The sequence below is a fragment of the Devosia sp. SL43 genome (genome assembly GCF_021729885.1).
Taxonomy (GTDB): Bacteria; Pseudomonadota; Alphaproteobacteria; order Rhizobiales; family Devosiaceae; genus Devosia.
In genome coordinates this window covers 2,689,075-2,706,355 of record NZ_CP063401.1, presented here as the reverse complement: position 1 = coordinate 2,706,355, position 17,281 = coordinate 2,689,075, and the positions used below count along the sequence as shown (strand labels likewise).

At 63.3% G+C, this 17,281-nt stretch carries 12 protein-coding genes; 1 reads left to right on the top strand and 11 read right to left on the bottom strand.

The annotated features are described in order from the left end of the window. Positions 1-10 precede the first annotated feature (10 nt). Positions 11-577 carry a hypothetical protein gene (locus IM737_RS13310; RefSeq protein ID WP_236894442.1) on the bottom strand — a complete coding sequence of 189 codons (567 nt, stop codon included), beginning with the start codon at positions 575-577 and terminating at the stop codon, positions 11-13. 290 nt (positions 578-867) lie between these two features. On the opposite strand from IM737_RS13310, the gene IM737_RS13305 reads away from it, so the two are divergent. After that, positions 868-1,497 carry a L,D-transpeptidase gene (locus IM737_RS13305; protein ID WP_236899922.1) on the top strand — a complete coding sequence of 210 codons (630 nt, stop codon included), beginning with the start codon at positions 868-870 and terminating at the stop codon, positions 1,495-1,497. Between the two features lie 359 nt (positions 1,498-1,856). On the opposite strand, the gene IM737_RS13300 is transcribed toward IM737_RS13305, so the two are convergent. The 10 genes from IM737_RS13300 to xylB all read right to left on the bottom strand — a co-directional run bounded on the left by IM737_RS13300 (position 1,857) and on the right by xylB (position 17,245). Then, positions 1,857-2,423 carry a NifU family protein gene (locus tag IM737_RS13300; protein WP_236894441.1) on the bottom strand — a complete coding sequence of 189 codons (567 nt, stop codon included), beginning with the start codon at positions 2,421-2,423 and terminating at the stop codon, positions 1,857-1,859. A gap of 243 nt (positions 2,424-2,666) precedes the next feature. Continuing rightward, positions 2,667-3,137, bottom strand: a complete 471-nt coding sequence (locus IM737_RS13295) for a universal stress protein (protein WP_236894440.1) — start codon at positions 3,135-3,137, stop codon at positions 2,667-2,669. A 13-nt stretch (positions 3,138-3,150) separates the two neighbouring features. Beyond that, on the bottom strand, positions 3,151-4,182 hold the full coding sequence (gene trpS, locus IM737_RS13290; RefSeq protein ID WP_236894439.1) for a tryptophan--tRNA ligase: 1,032 nt from the start codon (positions 4,180-4,182) through the stop codon (positions 3,151-3,153). A gap of 164 nt (positions 4,183-4,346) precedes the next feature. Further along, positions 4,347-5,909 (bottom strand): murein biosynthesis integral membrane protein MurJ, encoded by a 1,563-nt coding sequence (gene murJ / locus IM737_RS13285; RefSeq protein WP_236894438.1) that lies wholly within the window; start codon positions 5,907-5,909, stop codon positions 4,347-4,349. 141 nt (positions 5,910-6,050) lie between these two features. Continuing rightward, complete coding sequence (locus IM737_RS13280; protein WP_236894437.1) at positions 6,051-8,840, bottom strand: [protein-PII] uridylyltransferase; 2,790 nt, start codon at positions 8,838-8,840, stop codon at positions 6,051-6,053. Beyond that, entirely contained in the window at positions 8,821-11,514 is a 2,694-nt protein-coding gene (gene mutS / locus IM737_RS13275; RefSeq protein ID WP_236894436.1) for a DNA mismatch repair protein MutS, read from the bottom strand. Before mutS ends, IM737_RS13280 begins: the two co-directional genes overlap by 20 nt. 219 nt (positions 11,515-11,733) lie before the next feature. Next, positions 11,734-12,549 carry a DUF2189 domain-containing protein gene (locus tag IM737_RS13270; RefSeq protein WP_236894435.1) on the bottom strand — a complete coding sequence of 272 codons (816 nt, stop codon included), beginning with the start codon at positions 12,547-12,549 and terminating at the stop codon, positions 11,734-11,736. 146 nt (positions 12,550-12,695) lie between these two features. Continuing rightward, positions 12,696-14,306: a glycoside hydrolase family 43 protein gene (locus IM737_RS13265; protein ID WP_236894434.1), complete on the bottom strand. Its 1,611-nt coding sequence runs from the start codon at positions 14,304-14,306 to the stop codon at positions 12,696-12,698. Positions 14,307-14,477: 171 nt separating this feature from the next. After that, positions 14,478-15,785 carry a xylose isomerase gene (gene xylA, locus IM737_RS13260; RefSeq protein ID WP_236894433.1) on the bottom strand — a complete coding sequence of 436 codons (1,308 nt, stop codon included), beginning with the start codon at positions 15,783-15,785 and terminating at the stop codon, positions 14,478-14,480. Next, on the bottom strand, positions 15,782-17,245 hold the full coding sequence (gene xylB, locus IM737_RS13255) for a xylulokinase (protein ID WP_236894432.1): 1,464 nt from the start codon (positions 17,243-17,245) through the stop codon (positions 15,782-15,784). The genes xylA and xylB overlap by 4 nt, the downstream gene beginning before the upstream one ends. Between the last annotated feature and the right edge of the window lie 36 nt (positions 17,246-17,281).

The following is a 17,281-nucleotide window of genomic DNA, read 5'->3' as shown; positions in this document are numbered from 1 at the left end:
GCTGGCAACGTTATTCCACCAGCATCGCCCCAACCACCAGCAGCACCAGAATACTGGCGACGGCGATATGCACCCAACGGCGTTTTAAGACGATGCCGCAGGCCAGGATGGCGACGATGATCAGGTTCATCACGATATAGGTTGGGTCGACGAAGATGTCGTCCCAGCCCTCCTTGACCAGCTCGTTGCCGATGCCGAGCACATAGCTCAGGATCAGCGCGCCGTAGAACCAGGCGCGGCGGCCAATCAGATAATCGTAATGCGTGTCGTAGCCGTCGATGCTCTCGGGCAGCAGCATGGCCGTCATGAACAGGAAGGTGGCACAATAGACGGTCTGGAACAGGTAGAGCGGGAACGTCCATTGCACATTGGCGAAGGTCAGCCCCTCCTGCCACCAGAAGACCAGGATGGCGCCCAGGATGAAGACGATCCACAGGCCATGCAGGATATTGAACTTGTGCGTGCTGGGTTGCTGGATGAACTTGGCAGCGCCGCCAAGCAGATTGGCGAGCGCCACGCCCAGAATGGTGCCGGAAATGAGCTGGACGTAGATCGGGACTTCGGTGGTCTGTTCCATTGGAGCCTGTGATGGTTGGTCCGGCGATCGTTGCGGGCAGACCGGAGGTTTGTCGATAGGTTGGCCCTGGGTCTTTGCTCCGGTAGCAGCTGGCCCGCCTTCATGTGCCGTTCATGCAACAGGTGATATTCATCACATCTGTGCGAGGAACCCGCTCCTTAACGGCCCGTTGGGGGAGTGAGGCTTTCCTGCACTAGCGAAGCTCTCACCCAGAGCTTACCCACTGACCACACACATTATTTGCGTCACCCGCGTTTCAGGGAATTACCTTGCTCTCTCGCCGCCTTTTCATGATCGGCCTGCCCGCCGTCGCCCTCGCCGCTTGTTCGTCGACCCGCACGCCCGTAGTGCAGGAGCCGATGATCGACCCTTATTATCAGCGCATGTATGGCGATGTGATCGGCGAGCCGTTCCCGGTGGCCGCGATGGATCTGCGCCGCGTCGATCCGCAATACTGGCGCCAGGAAGTGCCGTATCCGACCAGCGAACGTCCCGGTACGCTGGTTGTCGATACGCCCAACCGCTTCCTCTATCTGGTTCTCGAAGGCGGCCGCGCCCTGCGCTATGGCGTCGGCGTCGGCAAGACCGAGGCCCTGGTATTCCGTGGTACCGCCACTGTTGGACGCAAGGCTGAATGGCCGCGCTGGACGCCGACCAAGTCGATGATCGCCCGCGAGCCCGACCGCTACGGCCCCTATGCCGGCGGCCTGCCGGGCGGCCCGACCAATCCGCTCGGCCCGCGCGCGCTCTATCTCTACAAGAACGGCGCTGACACGCTGTTCCGGCTGCATGGCACGACCGAGCCCTACACGATCGGCACCAACGTGTCGTCCGGCTGCATCCGCCTGATGAACCAGGACATTATCGATCTCTATGCCCGCGTGCCTGTAGGCGCCAAGGTCGTGGTGATCAACGCATAAAGCCGCCGGGCCAATGCCGCGGCAGCGGGGAGCCTTGCTTCGGAATCCGTAGTCACCGAAGTGAAGTTCGCTGCTGTCGCGACACTGGCCCGGATGGGCAGAAAAACAAAAAGGCCCGGTGAGCGATCACCGGGCCTTTGTCTTTGCCGGGGGCACTGCCCCCTCAGTCGTCACCCTCGGGCTTGACCCGAGGGCACTGTACTTAACCGAGCGCTCCGCAAGTGTAGAGCCCTCGGGGCAAGCCCGAGGGTGACGTGCGGCGGGTGGCTTGCCATCGCGCCCGCTATGAGTGACGCACAAAACAAGAGGCCCCGATGATCGCTCATCAGGGCCCCTGGCTTGCTGCTAAACTTGTTGGCTCAGACCTGCTGTACGGACTCAACACCCGGCACGAAATGGCGGAGCAGGTTCTCGATGCCGCTCTTGAGCGTGGCGGTAGAGGAGGGGCAACCCGAACATGCACCCTGCATGTGAAGGAACACCGTACCTTCCTTGAAGCCCTTGAAGGTGATGTCGCCGCCATCCATGGCCACGGCCGGACGCACGCGGGTGGCCAGCAGTTCCTTGATGACTTCGACGGTCTCGCTGTCTTCTTCCTCGAAGAACTCGTCGACCTCATCGAAATTGGCGACGTCGACGCCGCCCTCGACGATGACGGGCTTGCCCGACAGGAAGTGATCCATGATCACGCCGAGGATGGCCGGCTTGATATGGGCCCAGTTGGTGTCGTCCTTGGTCACTGAGATGAAGTCGGAGCCGAGGAACACGCCGTTGACGCCCGAAATGCCGAACAGGCCCTGGGCCAGCGGCGAATTGACCGAGGCTTCCGGGCTGCGGAAATCGCGCGGCTCGCCGACCAGCACATCGCGCCCCGGCAGGAATTTGAGGGTCGAGGGATTGGGCGTGGCTTCGGTCTGGATGAACATCGGGTAGTCCTGACGGATACGATTAGAACGCTTCTAAAATAGACTTTTGCGCTCAGGATGCAAGGGCAAAGGCGTGTGGTGAGGTATGCGTCCGTCCCTCAGTTCGCGACTCCCTCCCCCTTGTGGGGAGGGTGGCCCCGAAGGGGTCGGGTGGGGGTACTCTCCGCGAGTTCGGTGGGTGGAGCCTACCCCCACCCTTGATCCCTCCCCACAAGGGGGAGGGAGACGACTGAGACCTCTCAGTCAGCAGATCGCAATGATCTCTTCGTCGCTCATCCGCCCCGGCACCACGGTCAGCGGGATGGGCAGGGCGTTGGCGCGGTTGGCGAAATGCACCACCAGCGGTCCCGGACCCTCGCCCGAGGTCGAGGCCGCCAGGACCAGAATGGCGATGTCGCGGTCCTGGTCGATGACGCGCTCGATTTCTTCGGCAGCCTCGCCCTCGCGAATGACCGATTCCACCTTCACGTCGCCAATATCGCGGATGCGGGCCAGGCGCGTATCGAGATTGCGCTCGGCCTCTTCCACCGCCTCGGCACGCAGCACATCCTCGACGCCCAGGCCGATAAATTCGGGCTTTGCCACCACGCTCATCAGCACCACCGTGCCGCCGGTGCGCTTGACCCGATAGGCGGCAAAGGTCAGCGCCCGCTCGCATTCTGGGGTCTCGTCGATGACGACGAGGAATTTGCGCTTGTATTCGCTGTCATACATTGGCGCGATGCTCCTAGCGGATGAAACCGACGATATTGCGGACGTCTTCCATAATGGGCTGCGCAATCGCCCGAGCCCGCGCGGCGCCATCGCGCAGGATGGTGTCCATCTCGCCGCGATCGGCCACAAGGCGCTTCATCTCCTCGGCGATCGGCGACAACACGGCAACCGCCAGATCGCCCAGAGCTGGCTTGAACGCGCCCCAGCCCTTACCGCCGAACTCGGCCAGAACGTCATCGACAGAACGATTTGACAAAGCGGCATAGATGCCGACCAGGTTCTCGGCCTCAAGCCGGCCTTCAAGACCCGCCGCTTCGCTCGGCAACGCATCGGCATCGGTGGTGGCGCGCTTGATCTTTTTGGCGATCGTATCGGCGTCGTCCATCATGTAGATGGTCGACATATCCGACGCATCCGACTTGCTCATCTTCTTGGAGCCGTCCTTGAGCGACTTCACCCGCATGGCCGGGCCGGTGGCCAGCGTCTCGGTGATGGGGAAGAAGTCGCCCTTGTGGCCGTGCGCCTTGATCTGCTTTTTGAAGTCGTGGTTGAACTTCTTGGCAATGTCGCGCGTCAGTTCGAGATGCTGACGCTGGTCCTCGCCGACAGGCACTGCGGTCGATTTGTAGAGCAGGATGTCGGCCGCCATCAGGCTAGGATAGGCAAAAAGCCCCAGCGAGACATTCTCCGAATTCTCGCCGGCCTTGTCCTTGAACTGGGTCATCCGCGCCATCCAGCCCATGCGGGCGACGCAGTTGAAGATCCAGCTCAGCTCGGCATGTTCCATCACCTGGGACTGGTTGAAGATAACAGAGCGCTTGGGGTCGAGCCCGGCCGCGATATAGGCGGCGGCGATCTCATAGGTCCAGCGCTTGAGGTCTTCCGGCTCCTGCCACACGGTGATGGCATGCATGTCGACCACGCAATAAATGGTCTCATGCGTTTCCTGCAGCGGCACAAAGCGGCGGATAGCGCCGAGATAATTGCCCAGATGCAGATCGCCCGAAGGCTTGATGCCGGAAAAGACGCGGGGGGTGAAGGTCATGGAGGAACTCGTAGTCGGTGTTGGGGAACACTTATCGCTGTTCACCCACCATGTCATCCCGGCGTAGGCCGGGATCCATGCGGTGGACCATCCCGGCGCCAGATGTGGCGGCAAGCCACGGACATGGATTCCGGCATTCGCCGGAATGACACAGGGATAGGCAGCTACTTGGTGCGCCGCAACCGCCGCAGCAGCTGGCCCAGCGGCTGGGCGCCGCTCACATGCACCAGCGTGAAATAGACCACCATGCCGAACAGCGTCAGCAGGCCGAGCACGCCGACCTGTTCCCAGACCGGCGCCGTGGTCATCATGTGGCCGGCGCCGCGCTGGGCCAGCACATAGAGCGCGCCGCCCATCACCCCGCTGATGACGATGATCAGCCCATGCTTGATCCATTCGCGGCCGGTCAGCGCAAAGTGCCCGCGCCGCGCCAGGAATAGCGCCAAGAGCCCGGCATTGAGCCAGCTCGACACCGAGGTGGCGATGGCGATGCCGACGTGCACGAGGCTTGGGAACAGCAGCAGCGACAGGCCGATATTGGCGACGACGGACACGCCGGCGAAAATGGTCGGCGTCACGGTATCCTCGCGCGCGAAATAGCCCGGCTGGAGCACGCGGATCAGCACATAGGCGGGCAAGCCCGTGGAAAAGGCGATCAGCGCCTGCGCCGTCTGCTGGGTCGCCAGCGCGTCGAAGGCGCCGCGCTCGAACAGCACGCGCACGATCGGCTCGGCCATGGCGATCAGCGCCGTCGCGGCCGGCATAGACAGCAGCATGGCGATCAGCAGCGACTGGTCCTGCGTCGCCCGCGCCTCGGTTTCGCGTTTGCCCTTGAGATGGCGACTGAGCTCAGGCAGCAGCACGGTGCCGATGGCGATGCCGATAATGCCCAGCGGCAGCTGATAGAGCCGGTCGGCATAATTGAGGATCGAGATCGCATTGTCGGCGCCCGAAGCGATGATGGTGCCGACGAAGATATTGATCTGGGTGATGCCGCCGGTGAGGATGGCCGGAATGGCCAGCACCCAGAAGCGGCGCACTTCGGCGTCGAGCCGGGGCAGGCGGAATTCCGGCACGAAATCGGCCCGCTTGATCGCCGACCAGACCAGCCAGAGCTGCGCCAGGCCGCCAACCATGGTGGCGACGCCGACCCAGATGGCGGCTCCGGCCGGGTCCTGCACCCAGAAGGTCACCAGCGGGATCATCGCCGCGATATTGACGAGGTTGAGGATGACCGGCGCGAAGGCCGCCGCAAAGAACCGGCCCAGCGAATTGAGGATCGCCCCATAGGCTGCCATCAGCGACATGCAGGCCAGGTACGGGAACATGATGCGCGTCAGCAGCACCGTGAGATCGAACTTTGCCTGGTCATCGACAAAGCCCGGCACGAAGGCGACCATCAGCTGCGGCATGAAGATTTCGGCGAGGATGGTCACCACGACCAGCATGGCGACGAGCCAACTCATGATGCGGGCAGCCAGATCGAGCGCCGCGTCCGGCCCGTCCTGTTCGAGTGCGCCAGAGAACATCGGCACGAAGGCGGTGTTGAAAGCGCCCTCGGCGAAGAGGCGCCGGAACAGGTTGGGAAAGCGGAAGGCGGCAAAGAACGCGTCCGCCGCCGGGCCTGTACCCAGCACCGCGGCCATCAGTGCATCGCGGGCAAAACCGGCAATGCGGGACAACAGGGTCAGGCCGCCGACGGAGAGGAAATTGCGGTAGAGGCTCAAGTGCCACGCCCTCGTGGTTCGAGGCTCGTGAAGAACTCGCACCTCACCATGAGGGCTACTCTAGGCTCGGTATTGCAGTAGCCCTCATGGTGAGGTGGGAGCCCTTGCGACCCTCGAACCACGAGGGCGTGGCAGGGCGCGCTACCCATTGGCCACCTTCTGCACCGGCTGGAACACGCCCATGAGTGCGTCATGAATCTTCCGCTGGCGCGGCTTGGCCATGATCTTCTGCCCAGTCAGATCGGTCACGTAGAACACGTCCACGGCCTTTTCGCCGTAGGTGCCGATATGGGCCGAGCCGATGGTGAGGTTCAGGTCGGAAATCTGATGCGTCAGCGCATGCAGAAGGCCGGTGCGATCCAGGCCGCTGACCTCGATGACGGTGAACTTCTCCGACAGAGCGTTCGACACCGAAACCTGCGCCGGCAGCGCGAACGGTTTGAGCCGCTTGTTGTGGCGGCTTTCCTTGCCGACATCGATCAGGATGGTGCGCTTGCCCTGCAGCAACTGCTTGACCGTATCGATGATTCGGGTGGCCCGGACCTTCTCGTCCTCGTCCGAGGTGAAGCTGCGGCGCAGTCGGAACGTGTCGATGGCGCGGCCGTCGCGGGTCGAGAATATCTGTGCCCCGATGATGGAGGCATCCTGCATGGTGCAGGCGCCGGCGATCAGTGACAGCAGCCGCGGATGGTCGGGCGTGTAGAAGCTGACTTCGGTGATGCCCTCGAAGGCCTTGACGCGGATCGAGCCGGCAAAGGCCTCGTCCGCCATGTCGGCCTGGCGGATCATGCGGGCATGTTCCACCTGCAGTTCCGGTTCGGCGCGCAGCCAGTAATGGTCGTAGTGGCGGGCCGTATAGGCCTCGACATCGGTGACCGGCCAAGCTTCGAGCGCTTGGGTCAGCTCGCGCCGCGCGGTGAAGATGCGGTCGGACTGCGTGACCTGGCTATGCCCGCCCGAGAGCAGCGGCTCAGTGGCATAATAGAGGGCACGCAGCAGCGAGCCTTTCCAGCCCGTCCACACGCCCGGACCCACCGCGCGAATATCGCAGGCGGTGAGGATCATCAGCAGCGCCAGCCGTTGCGGCGATTGCACCACATCGGCAAAGGCCTTGGCGGTTTCAGGGTCCTGGATGTCGCGGGCCTGGGCGATCTCGCTCATCAGCAGGTGATATTCGATCAGCCAGGAAACAGTATCGGTCTCGGCGGCGCTGAGCCCGAAGCGCGGGCACAGCTTCTTGGCGATACGCGCCCCGGCAATGGAGTGATCCTCCGGCCGGCCCTTGGCGATGTCGTGCAGGAACAGCGCGACATAGAGCAGGCGGGTATCGTTGAGCTGCGGCAGCAATTCATGGGTCAGCGGCAGCTGATCACGCAGTCCACCATTGGCGATGTCGGCCATGACGCCGACAGCGCGGATCAGGTGCTCGTCCACCGTATAGTGGTGGTACATGTTGAACTGCATCAGGGCGACGATCTTGCCGAAATCGGGCACGAACCTGCCGAGCACGCCGCTCTCGTTCATCTGCCGCAGGATGCGTTCGACCGATACCGGCGCCGTCAGGATGGTCAGAAAATGCTCGTTGGCCTTGGAATCGTTGCGCAGCTTGTTGTCAATCAGCCGAAGCGAACGGCTGATGACCTTGATGGCATCGGGGTGGAACAGCAGTTGTTCGCGCCCGGCGACGAGGAAAATCTTGATGAGATTGACCGGGTCCTTCTCGAACACATCGGGGCTGGCGATATTGAGCCGACCGGTATCGAGGACGAAATCGGTCTCGCCCTTGATCTTGGACTTGCCCGAGCGGAACGGCGCCAGCACGCGGCCGACAATGTCCATGTCCTTGGCGTGGTTGAATTCGAGCGAAGCGCAGATGATGCGGGTCAGGTCGCCGACATCCTTGGCGACGAGGAAATAGCGCTTCATGAAGCGCTCGACGCCCAGCATGCCGACGCGCTGGGCATAGCCCATGCGCTCGGCCAGTTCGGGCTGCACGTCGAAGGTCAGCTTTTCCTCGGCACGATGCGTGACGAAATGCAGGTGGCAGCGCACCGCCCACAAAAAATCCTCGGCGCGCGAGAAAAGGCGATATTCCGACGCTGACAGCACGCCCTTGCCGACCAGCTCATGCGAGGTCTTGACCTGGTAGAAATACTTGCCGATCCAGAACAGCGTATTGAGGTCGCGCAGCCCGCCCTTGCCGTCCTTGATGTTGGGTTCGACCACGTAACGGGTATTGCCCATCAGCTTGTGCCGTTCATCGCGCTCGGCCATCTTGGCGGCGATGAATTCGGGGCCGGTCCGGGGCATGATCTCGGTTTCGAAGCGATGCACCAGGCTATCGAACAGCCCCTTGTCACCGGTCAGGAACCGCGCTTCGAGCGTCGCGGTGCGCACCGTCATGTCGGCCCGCGCCATACGAAGGCATTCGTCGACCGAACGCACGGCATGGCCGACCTTCTGGCCGAGATCCCACAGCATATAGAGGATATATTCGGTGACCTGTTCGCCCCAGGGCGTCTGCTTGTAGGGCAGGATGAACAGCAGATCGATATCGGAGCCCGGCGCTAGCGTGCCGCGGCCATAGCCCCCAACGGCTGAGAGTGCGATAGCTTCGGCGCCGGACGGATTATCGACCGGATAGACCCGACGGGTGGCAAACATATGCACTGCCGTGATGATCTCGTCCTGGGCGTTGCTCAGGTTCTGCGCGCAGCGCGTACCCTTGCCCGAGGCGACCAATTCGGCTTCGGCGCTCTTGCGCGCTTCGGCCAGGGTCTTGCGCACATGGGCCAGGACGATGGCCCGCGCCGCCGTGGATTTGGGGGCCTCTTCGCCGATTGCCGCATCGAGTTCGCCGAAGATGGTCTCGGCGGATTTCAGGGCGAATAGCGGTTTTCGCGGCTTTGCCTCAGCTTCGGCGAGCGTCATCGCGGATTTTCTTCAACTCGTAGAGCGCCTCGATCGCCTGCTTGGGGGTCATCTCGTCCGGGCGAACCGCGTCGAGCGCTATGTGTACTGCATCCTGCCGCACCGGCTGCGGAGGCGGCCGATGCGCGAAAAGTGGCAGATCGTCTAGCACGCTGGCCTTCTGGCTGGAAGAGGCGGTACCGGCCGAGCGTTGCTCCAATACGGTCAGCACCTGGCGCGCCCGCGCCAGCACAGGTTCGGGCAGCCCGGCCAGCCGCGCAACTTGTATCCCGTAAGAGCGGTCGGCTGCGCCGGACCCTACCTCATGCAGGAACACCACCTCGCCCTCCCATTCGCGCACCTTCATGGTGACGTTGGAAACGCGGGTCAGCGTCTTGGCCAGACTGGTCAGCTCGTGGAAGTGAGTGGCGAACAGCGCCCGGCAACCGGTGGTTTCGTGCAGGGCTTCCACGGCCGCCCAGGCGATGGAGAGGCCATCAAAGGTCGCCGTGCCGCGGCCGATCTCGTCCAGGACAACCAGCGAGCGCCGCGTGGCGCGATTGAGGATGGCCGCCGTCTCGACCATTTCCACCATGAAGGTGGAACGACCATGGGCGATATCGTCGCTGGCCCCGACGCGCGAGAAGAGGCGGTCTATGACCCCGATATGGGCTGAGGTCGCTGGCACGAAGCTGCCCATCTGCGCCAGAATCGATATCAGCGCGTTCTGGCGCAGGAAGGTCGATTTACCGCCCATGTTAGGCCCGGTGACCAGCCAGAGCCGGCCACCGCCGATGGAGTCGTCGCCACTGAGGTTGGCGTCGTTGGCGACGAAGCTCTGGCCTTCAGCCATGACCATGTCCTCGACGACGGGATGGCGACCGCCATGAATTGCGAAGGCCAGCGAAGTGTCGATCTCGGGCCTTGTATAGCTGCGCGTCGCGGCGAGATGGGCCAAAGCCGTCGTCACATCCAGTTCCGCCAGCGCATCAGCGAGCTCGCGCAGCTCGGCTGTGCGGCTCAGCGCGTCATAGCGCAGGCTGGCGAACACCTTGAGCTCGATCTCCAGCGCCGCCTCATGCGCCCGGGCGATGCGGCCCTCGAGTTCGGCCAGTTCGGTCGTGGTAAAGCGCATGGCATTGGCCAGCGTCTGGCGATGGATGAAAGTCTGCCGATGCGGCTCTTCGAGCAGCTTGGTGCCATGCCCTGCCGGCACTTCGACGAAGTAGCCAAGGACGCCATTGTGGCGGATCTTGAGGGACCGCACGTCGGTTTCGTCGATCAGCCGCGCCTGCAGGGCCGCCACCACGGCCCGCGTCTCGCTGGCCAAAGCCCGCTCATTGTCGAGCGTTGCGTCATAGCCCTTGCGCACGAAGCCGCCATCGCGGCTGAGCAGCGGCAGTTCGTCGTCCAGCGCCAAAGCCAGCTCGGAGGCCAGCGGCAGGGGTGCCGCGGCCAGCGTTGATGCCAGACGGGCGAGCACAGAAGGCGCATCCTCGAGCTGTGCGAAGTGTCGAGACAGGGCGACGGCGGCCGCCACCGCCTTGCCGATGGCGGCCAGATCGCGCGGACCGCCGCGATCCAGCGCCAACCGGGTCAGCGCTCGCGCCAGATCGGGCACGGACTTGAGGTCGGCGCGCAGCCGCCCGTTGAGCATGGTGTCATTGGCCAGCACACCCACCGCATCGAGCCGCTCGTTGATACCAGCCGCATCGGCCAGCGGCGACGCCAGCCGCGCCGAGAGCAGCCGCGAGCCGGGCGCCGTCACCGTCAGGTCGATGACCTGCCGCAGTGACCCCCTGACCTGGCCGCGCTGGGTCTGGTGCAGTTCGAGGCTCGACCGCGTGGCCTGGTCGATCGCCATATGCCTTGTGGCCGTCTCGGCCACCGGGGCGCGTAGGGCGACACCGACGCCCTTCTGCGATTCGCTGACATAGGCGACGATGGCGCCAAGCGCCGCACGCGCTGCGCGAGAGAGAGCCGTCGGATCGAAATCCCCGCTCGGAAAGGCCGCCCGTAGCGCTGGCGTTGCCGCTTCGCTGTCAAAACTCTCCGCTGGCGCCGCGTGGGTGATCCCGACCCAGGCCGGCGCAAACAAATGCCGCTCCACCAGTGCCGCCTGCGTCGCCCCGGCCAGCAGCAGCTCCGCTGGATCGATCCGCGCCAACTCGTCCTGCAGCTGCTCGGCACTCAGGTCAGCCGTAAACGTCTCGCCGGTCGAGACATCGGCCCAGGCCAGCGCAAAATCGGTCTCGCCATGGCGGACCATCGACAAAGCCGCGAGAAAATTGCTGGCCCGTGCATCAAGATGATCGTCCTCGGTCAGCGTGCCGGCCGTGATCAGCCGCACCACATCGCGCTTGACCACGGATTTGGCGCCGCGTTTCTTGGCCTCGGCAGGGTCTTCCACCTGCTCGCACAGGGCCACGCGATGGCCCAGCCGGATCAGCTTGTTGAGATAGTCGTTGGCAGCATGGATCGGTACGCCGCACATCTGGATGTCTTCGCCCAGATGTTTGCCGCGCTTGGTCAATACGATGCCCAAGGCGGCGCTGGCGATCTCGGCGTCCTCGAAGAACAGCTCGTAGAAATCGCCCATGCGATAGAACAGCAGATAGCCCGGATTGACCGCCTTGATCTCGAAATACTGCGCCATCATCGGCGTCAGCTGAGGTTGGATCGGCGTTTGGTCCATCAGGTACTGGTCTCGGCGGGAAAGCCGGGAGCTTATGGGTTTCGGGGTGGAAATCCAATCGCCAGAGACGACTTTGCCCAGCTTGTGCAGTCGTCTCCCTCCCCTTGTGGGGAGGGATCAAGGGTGGGGGTGAGTCGCGCGCACCGCGTTCGCGAAACCCCCACCCGACCCCTTCGGGGCCACCCTCCCCACAAGGGGGAGGGAGAAGGAAAGCGGCCCTCACATTCCCCGGATCGCCGAAGCCGGTTCCACCAGCTTGCGATACAAATGCCAGGTGGAGTGCCCGAAGATCGGGATGATCACCGCCAGCCCGACAAACAGCGGCAGGGCGCCGACAAACAGGCCGCTCCCCACAATGATGCCCCAGGCCAGCATCGGCACCGGGTTCTTCATCACCGCGCGGAACGAGGTTTCCACCGCCACGAAGGCGCCAACGTCGCGGTCGAGCAGCAGCGGGAAGGCAATGACCGTGGTGCACAAAGTGAAGAGCGCGAAAATCCCGCCCAGCATGGTGCCGGCAATCAGCAGCGTCATACCGCCCGGTTCGGTGAATATCTGGCCCAGCAGCCCGGTCAGCGTCTGCGGCGTCGACGAACCGAACAGCCCTTCATACAGCGCCTGCGCCGAGGTCAGCCACAGCGTGAACACCACCAGCAGCATGACGCCCACGGCGGCGATCGACCCGATGGCGGGCGAGCGCAAAACGCCGAATGCGTGACGCCAGGACGTGTCCTCGCCGGCCTCGCGCCGCCGCGAAATCTCATAGAGCCCGATGGCGGCGAAAGGACCGACCAGGGCAAAGCCGCCGACCAGCGGATAGAGCAGCGGCCAGGTGTGATAGCCCGACATCCACACCGCCAGCACGATGCCGACAATGGGATAGATAATGGTCAGCATCACGTAGTGGCTGGGCTTTTCCCAGAAGTCTTCGACCCCCAGGCGCAAGGCATCAAAGAGATCGGCAAGCGTAATAGACCGAAGGATCGGCAAGTCCAGCTTTTCGCCGGTACCTGAAATGACGTGGAAGTTTGCCATGGCTGTTCTCCGCTGTCGCTGCAGAGACATTCGCCGGACAGGCCGCAATTGTTACAGGCGGCGCAAAGGCGAACGCTAGTCTGCACGGAGAAGTGTAGACCCGATGCGGCGGATTGTCGCCCCCGCATCGGCAAATTGTGAAGCCATCAGATTTCGTAGCGATCGCTTTCGTGCCGCACTGGCCGATAGATGAAATAGTCGAAATCCGCCGGGCTGGCCGTGCCATTGAGGTCATGCGCGGCGACGCCGACAAAGGCGCCGGTGAAGCTGCCATGGGCCTGGTGCCCACCGCATTCATCCGAGAGCAGCGAAGCGTCCAGCACCGGCCCGATGGGCTGCAGGTCCTGGCCTTCGAGCGCATAGAAAAACCGCAGCTTGGGCCCCCGGATCGTCAGTGCCAGCCTGACCTTGCCATCATTGGGGATCTGCACGGGAGCGGCCGGGAAAGTCATCTTGCCGTCGGGCCAGCTCATCTCCGAGCTCATGATCAGCAGCTCGCGCTGCCCGTCCGAATGAGCCGTCACCGCCAGATAGAAGAAGTTGTAGCGGCTGTAATAGGCCGTAAGGCCCGCCATGGTCCGCTCGTCAGTCGCCTTGAAATCGAGTGTGGTCTCGGCGTCGTAGGAGAAGTGGGTCTGGCGGCGCGCCACCAATGACTGTTCGAACCACGAGCCGATCGATTCGCGGCCAAACAAGCGCAGTTTGTTGTCCTGCAGGGCAAAGATCCGCTCGGGTTCCGGCGTGCGCAGCCACTGGAAATCGATGGGCAGGCCGTCGTCGAAGCTGTAGCGCTGCTCGGCCCAGTATTTGGCCTCGTCGCGCGTCCCGGGCACGTCGACATGCAGCGATGGCACCGGTCCGTTCTTGACGTAGAGCCAGTCGTCGTCACGCCAATGGGCTTCCTGGATCGAGGTTTCACGACCCAGCACGCAGCGCCGCTCCTGCGTCGTCGGCCGACCGCCGAGATGGACGAGATAGGTCTTGCCCTCAGGGGTTTCGACGAGATCGCCGTGTCCAGCGCGCTGGATCGCCGCGAACGGCGCATCCTTGGATGTCAGGATGTACTGGTCGGGATGGGTTTCGTAGGGCCCGTCGATCGTGCGCGAGCGGGCGAAGGTGCAGGCATGGCTATAGGCCGTGCCGCCTTCGGCGGTCAGCAGGTAATACCAGCCGTTGCGCTTGTAGAGATGCGGGCCTTCGACCAGTTCGAGATCGGTGCCCTGGTAGATATTCTTGATCGGTCCCACCAGCTTGCCGGCGACAGGATCGAATTCCTGCAGCGCAATGCCGGCAAACAGCAGCGGACGGCGGCGATGGTCCCAGGTCATGTTGACGAACCATTTTTTGCCGTCATCGTCGTGGAACAGGCTGGGATCGAAGCCGGACGAATTGGTATAGACCGGGTCGCTCCACGGCCCTTCGATCCTGTCGGCCCAGACGATGTAGTTATGCGCGTCCTTGAACGAGCCGTCCTTGCGCTTGACGTCGGTATAGACCAGCCAGAATTTTTCGCCGTCATGGCTGAGGCAGGGCGCCCAGACGCCGCAGCTGTCCGGATCGCCGCGCATATCGAGCTGGGTTTTTCGCGTCAGCGGGCGGGTCACCAGCTCCCAGTTCGCCAGGTCCCTGCTGTGATGGATCTGCACGCCCGGGAACCACTCGAAGGTCGAGGTGGCGATGTAATAGTCATCGCCGACCCGGAGAATGGACGGGTCCGGATTGAAGCCGGGCAGAATGGGATTGGTGATCTGGGGCATGGTCGACTCCGGACGGAGCAATAATTTCAGCCATCGCCACCGCGCGTCACCCTCGGGCCTGACCCGAGGGTTCTGTACTTGCGATGCGGCCCGGCAAGTGAAGGGCCCTCGGGTCAAGCCCGAGGGTGACGATCTGTGGTAGGGGCGAGGTTCTGCCTCGCCCCCATTCGGTCACACGAAGCGGTTGATCAGGTTTTCGAGATATTCCTGCTGGCCCGACTTGGGCTGCGGGTTGATATTCTCGGCTTCCACCCAGGCAGCGATCTCTTCGAGCGTGCGTTCGCCCTTGAGCATGGCCTGCGCGCCCTTCTGCTGCCAGCCAGCATAGCGCTCGTCGACAATCTTGTCGTAGGTGCCGTCTTCGATGATGGCCGCCGCCGCCTTGAGCGAACGGGCCAGCACGTCGAGGCCGCCGATGTGACCATGCAGCAGGTCGGCCGGGTCGATGGACTGGCGGCGCACCTTGGCGTCAAAATTCCAACCACCCGAACCAAGGCCACCGGCCTTGAGGATCTGATAGAAGGCCAGCGTCGTTTCGGGCACGTTGTTGGGGAACTGGTCGGTATCCCAGCCGGACTGCAGGTCGTTGCGGTTGGCGTCGACCGAGCCGAGAATGCCCAGCGAAGCGGCCAAGGCCAGTTCGTGCTCGAAGGAGTGGTTGGCGAGGAAGGCGTGGCCGACCTCGATATTGCACTTCACCTTGGTTTCGAGACCATACTTCTTGAGGAAGCCATAGACCGTGGCGACGTCGAAATCATACTGGTGCTTGGACGGCTCCTGCGGCTTGGGCTCGATCAGGATCTGGCCCTTGTAACCGATCTTTTCAGCATGCTCGACGACCAGGTGCAGGAAGCGGCCCATCTGGTCCTGTTCCTGGCCGATCTTGGTGTTGAGCAGCGTCTCATAGCCCTCGCGGCCGCCCCACAGCACATAGTTGGCGCCGCCCAGTTCATGGGTCAGCTCCAGCACGTTCTTCACCTGGCCGGCGGCATAGGCGAAGACTTCGGGATCCGGATTGGTCGCGGCGCCCGACATGTAGCGGCGGTTGGAGAAGAGGTTCGCCGTGCCCCAGAGCAGCTTGGTGCGGCTGGTTTCCATCTTGCGGGCAAAGATCTCGCCGATCTCGCGCACGTTCCGGTTGGATTCCTTGAGCGTCGCGCCTTCGGGGGCGATATCGGCGTCATGGAAGCAGAAGAAGGGCATGTCGAGCAGGTCGAACAGCTCGAAGGCCACATCGGCCTTGAGGCGGGCGCCTTCCATGCCCTTGTCGTACCAGGGACGATCGAAGGTGCGGCCGCCGAACGGGTCGCCGCCTTCCCAGGCAAAGGTGTGCCAGTAGGCGACGCCGGGGCGGATATGGTCTTCCATCCGCTTGCCGAGGACGATTTCGTCCTTGTTGTAGTGGCGGTAGGCCAGCGGGTTGGTGCTGTTTGCACCCTCGAATTTGACGGGGTTAATCCCCTTGAAGAAATCAGTCACGAACGTGCCTCCTCGATGGCAGGGTAGAGCGCGCGGTAACGCGCATATTGGTCGGAATAGGCGGAAGACAGGCTTCTGTCGGGCGCGATGACAGTCTTGATCGGCGGCATGGTCATCACGTCTTTCGGCGCTGCGCCTTCGGCAGCACAGAGACCTAGACGGGCGGCGCCGAGCGCACCGCCAAAATCGCCGTCCTCGGGCAGGGCGATTTCCATATCGAGATTGGTGGCGATCATCTTGAGCCACAGTGCAGATTTCGATCCACCGCCGACGGCGAGCAAGCGGTCGATTTTCGTGCCGGCGTCATGCAGCACGCGCTGGCTGTCGCGGAAGGCGAAGGTCACGCCCTCCATCACGGCCTGGGCCAGCTTGGCCGTGTCGGTGGAGTGGCTCAGGCCCACGAAGGACCCGCGCGCTCCGGCATTATTGTGCGGCGTGCGCTCGCCCGAGAGATAGGGCAGAAAGATTTCTTCGCCCGGCCCGCTGAACTGCTCCTCGGCGGCGCCTGACAGTTCGGCCTGCTTCTGGCCGGTGATCTTGCTCAGCCAGTTGAGACTGTCGGTGGCGCTCAGGATCACGCCCATCTGGTGCCAGGTATCGGGAATGGCGTGGCAGAAGGCATGCACCGCACCCTCGGTATTGGGCCGGAACTTGTCGTTGGAGACAAAGATCACGCCCGACGTGCCAAGCGACACGAAGCCCTCACCGGGACGGATGGCGCCGATACCGGCGGCCGAAGCCGCATTGTCGCCGGCCCCGCCAGCAATCACAACCAGGCCGTCCATGCCCCAGCGCTGCGCCAGCTCGCGCTTGAGATGGCCGGATACAGCCGAACCTTCAACGAGGCGCGGCATATGACTGCGATTGAGGCCGGTCACGGCCAATAGTTCGTCAGACCAGTCGCGCTTGGCCACATCGAGCCACAGCGTGCCGGCGGCATCGGACATGTCTTCGACATGCTCGCCCGTCAGCAGTAACCTTACATAGGCCTTGGGCAGCAGTACCTTTTCGATCTTTTCGTAGATGGCAGGCTCATGCTTGCGCACCCAGGCGATCTTGGGGGCGGTGAAGCCGGGCATGGCGATATTGCCGGCGAGCTGGCGCAGGGTTGGAAGCGCCGCTTCCATTTCCTTGCATTCGGCCGCCGAGCGCCCGTCATTCCACAGGATGCAGGGCCGCAGCACTTCTTCATTCTTGCCCAGCAATGTCGCGCCGTGCATGTGGCCGGAAAGGCCAATACCGCGCACCGAAGCCAGTTCGGTCGGGTGGGATGCCTTGAGTTTATCGACGGCTGATAGCGTCGCCGTCCACCAGTCGGCCGGGTTCTGTTCGGACCAGCCCGGATGCGGACGCACCGGCTCGACGGCGGCGGCCGAGGCCTCGCCCAGGGCGCGGCCATGCTCGTCGATCAGCAGCGCCTTGACGCCTGACGTGCCGATATCAATGCCGAGATAAGTCATGAGGCACGTACCTCAGGACGGGGAATGCAAGTCATC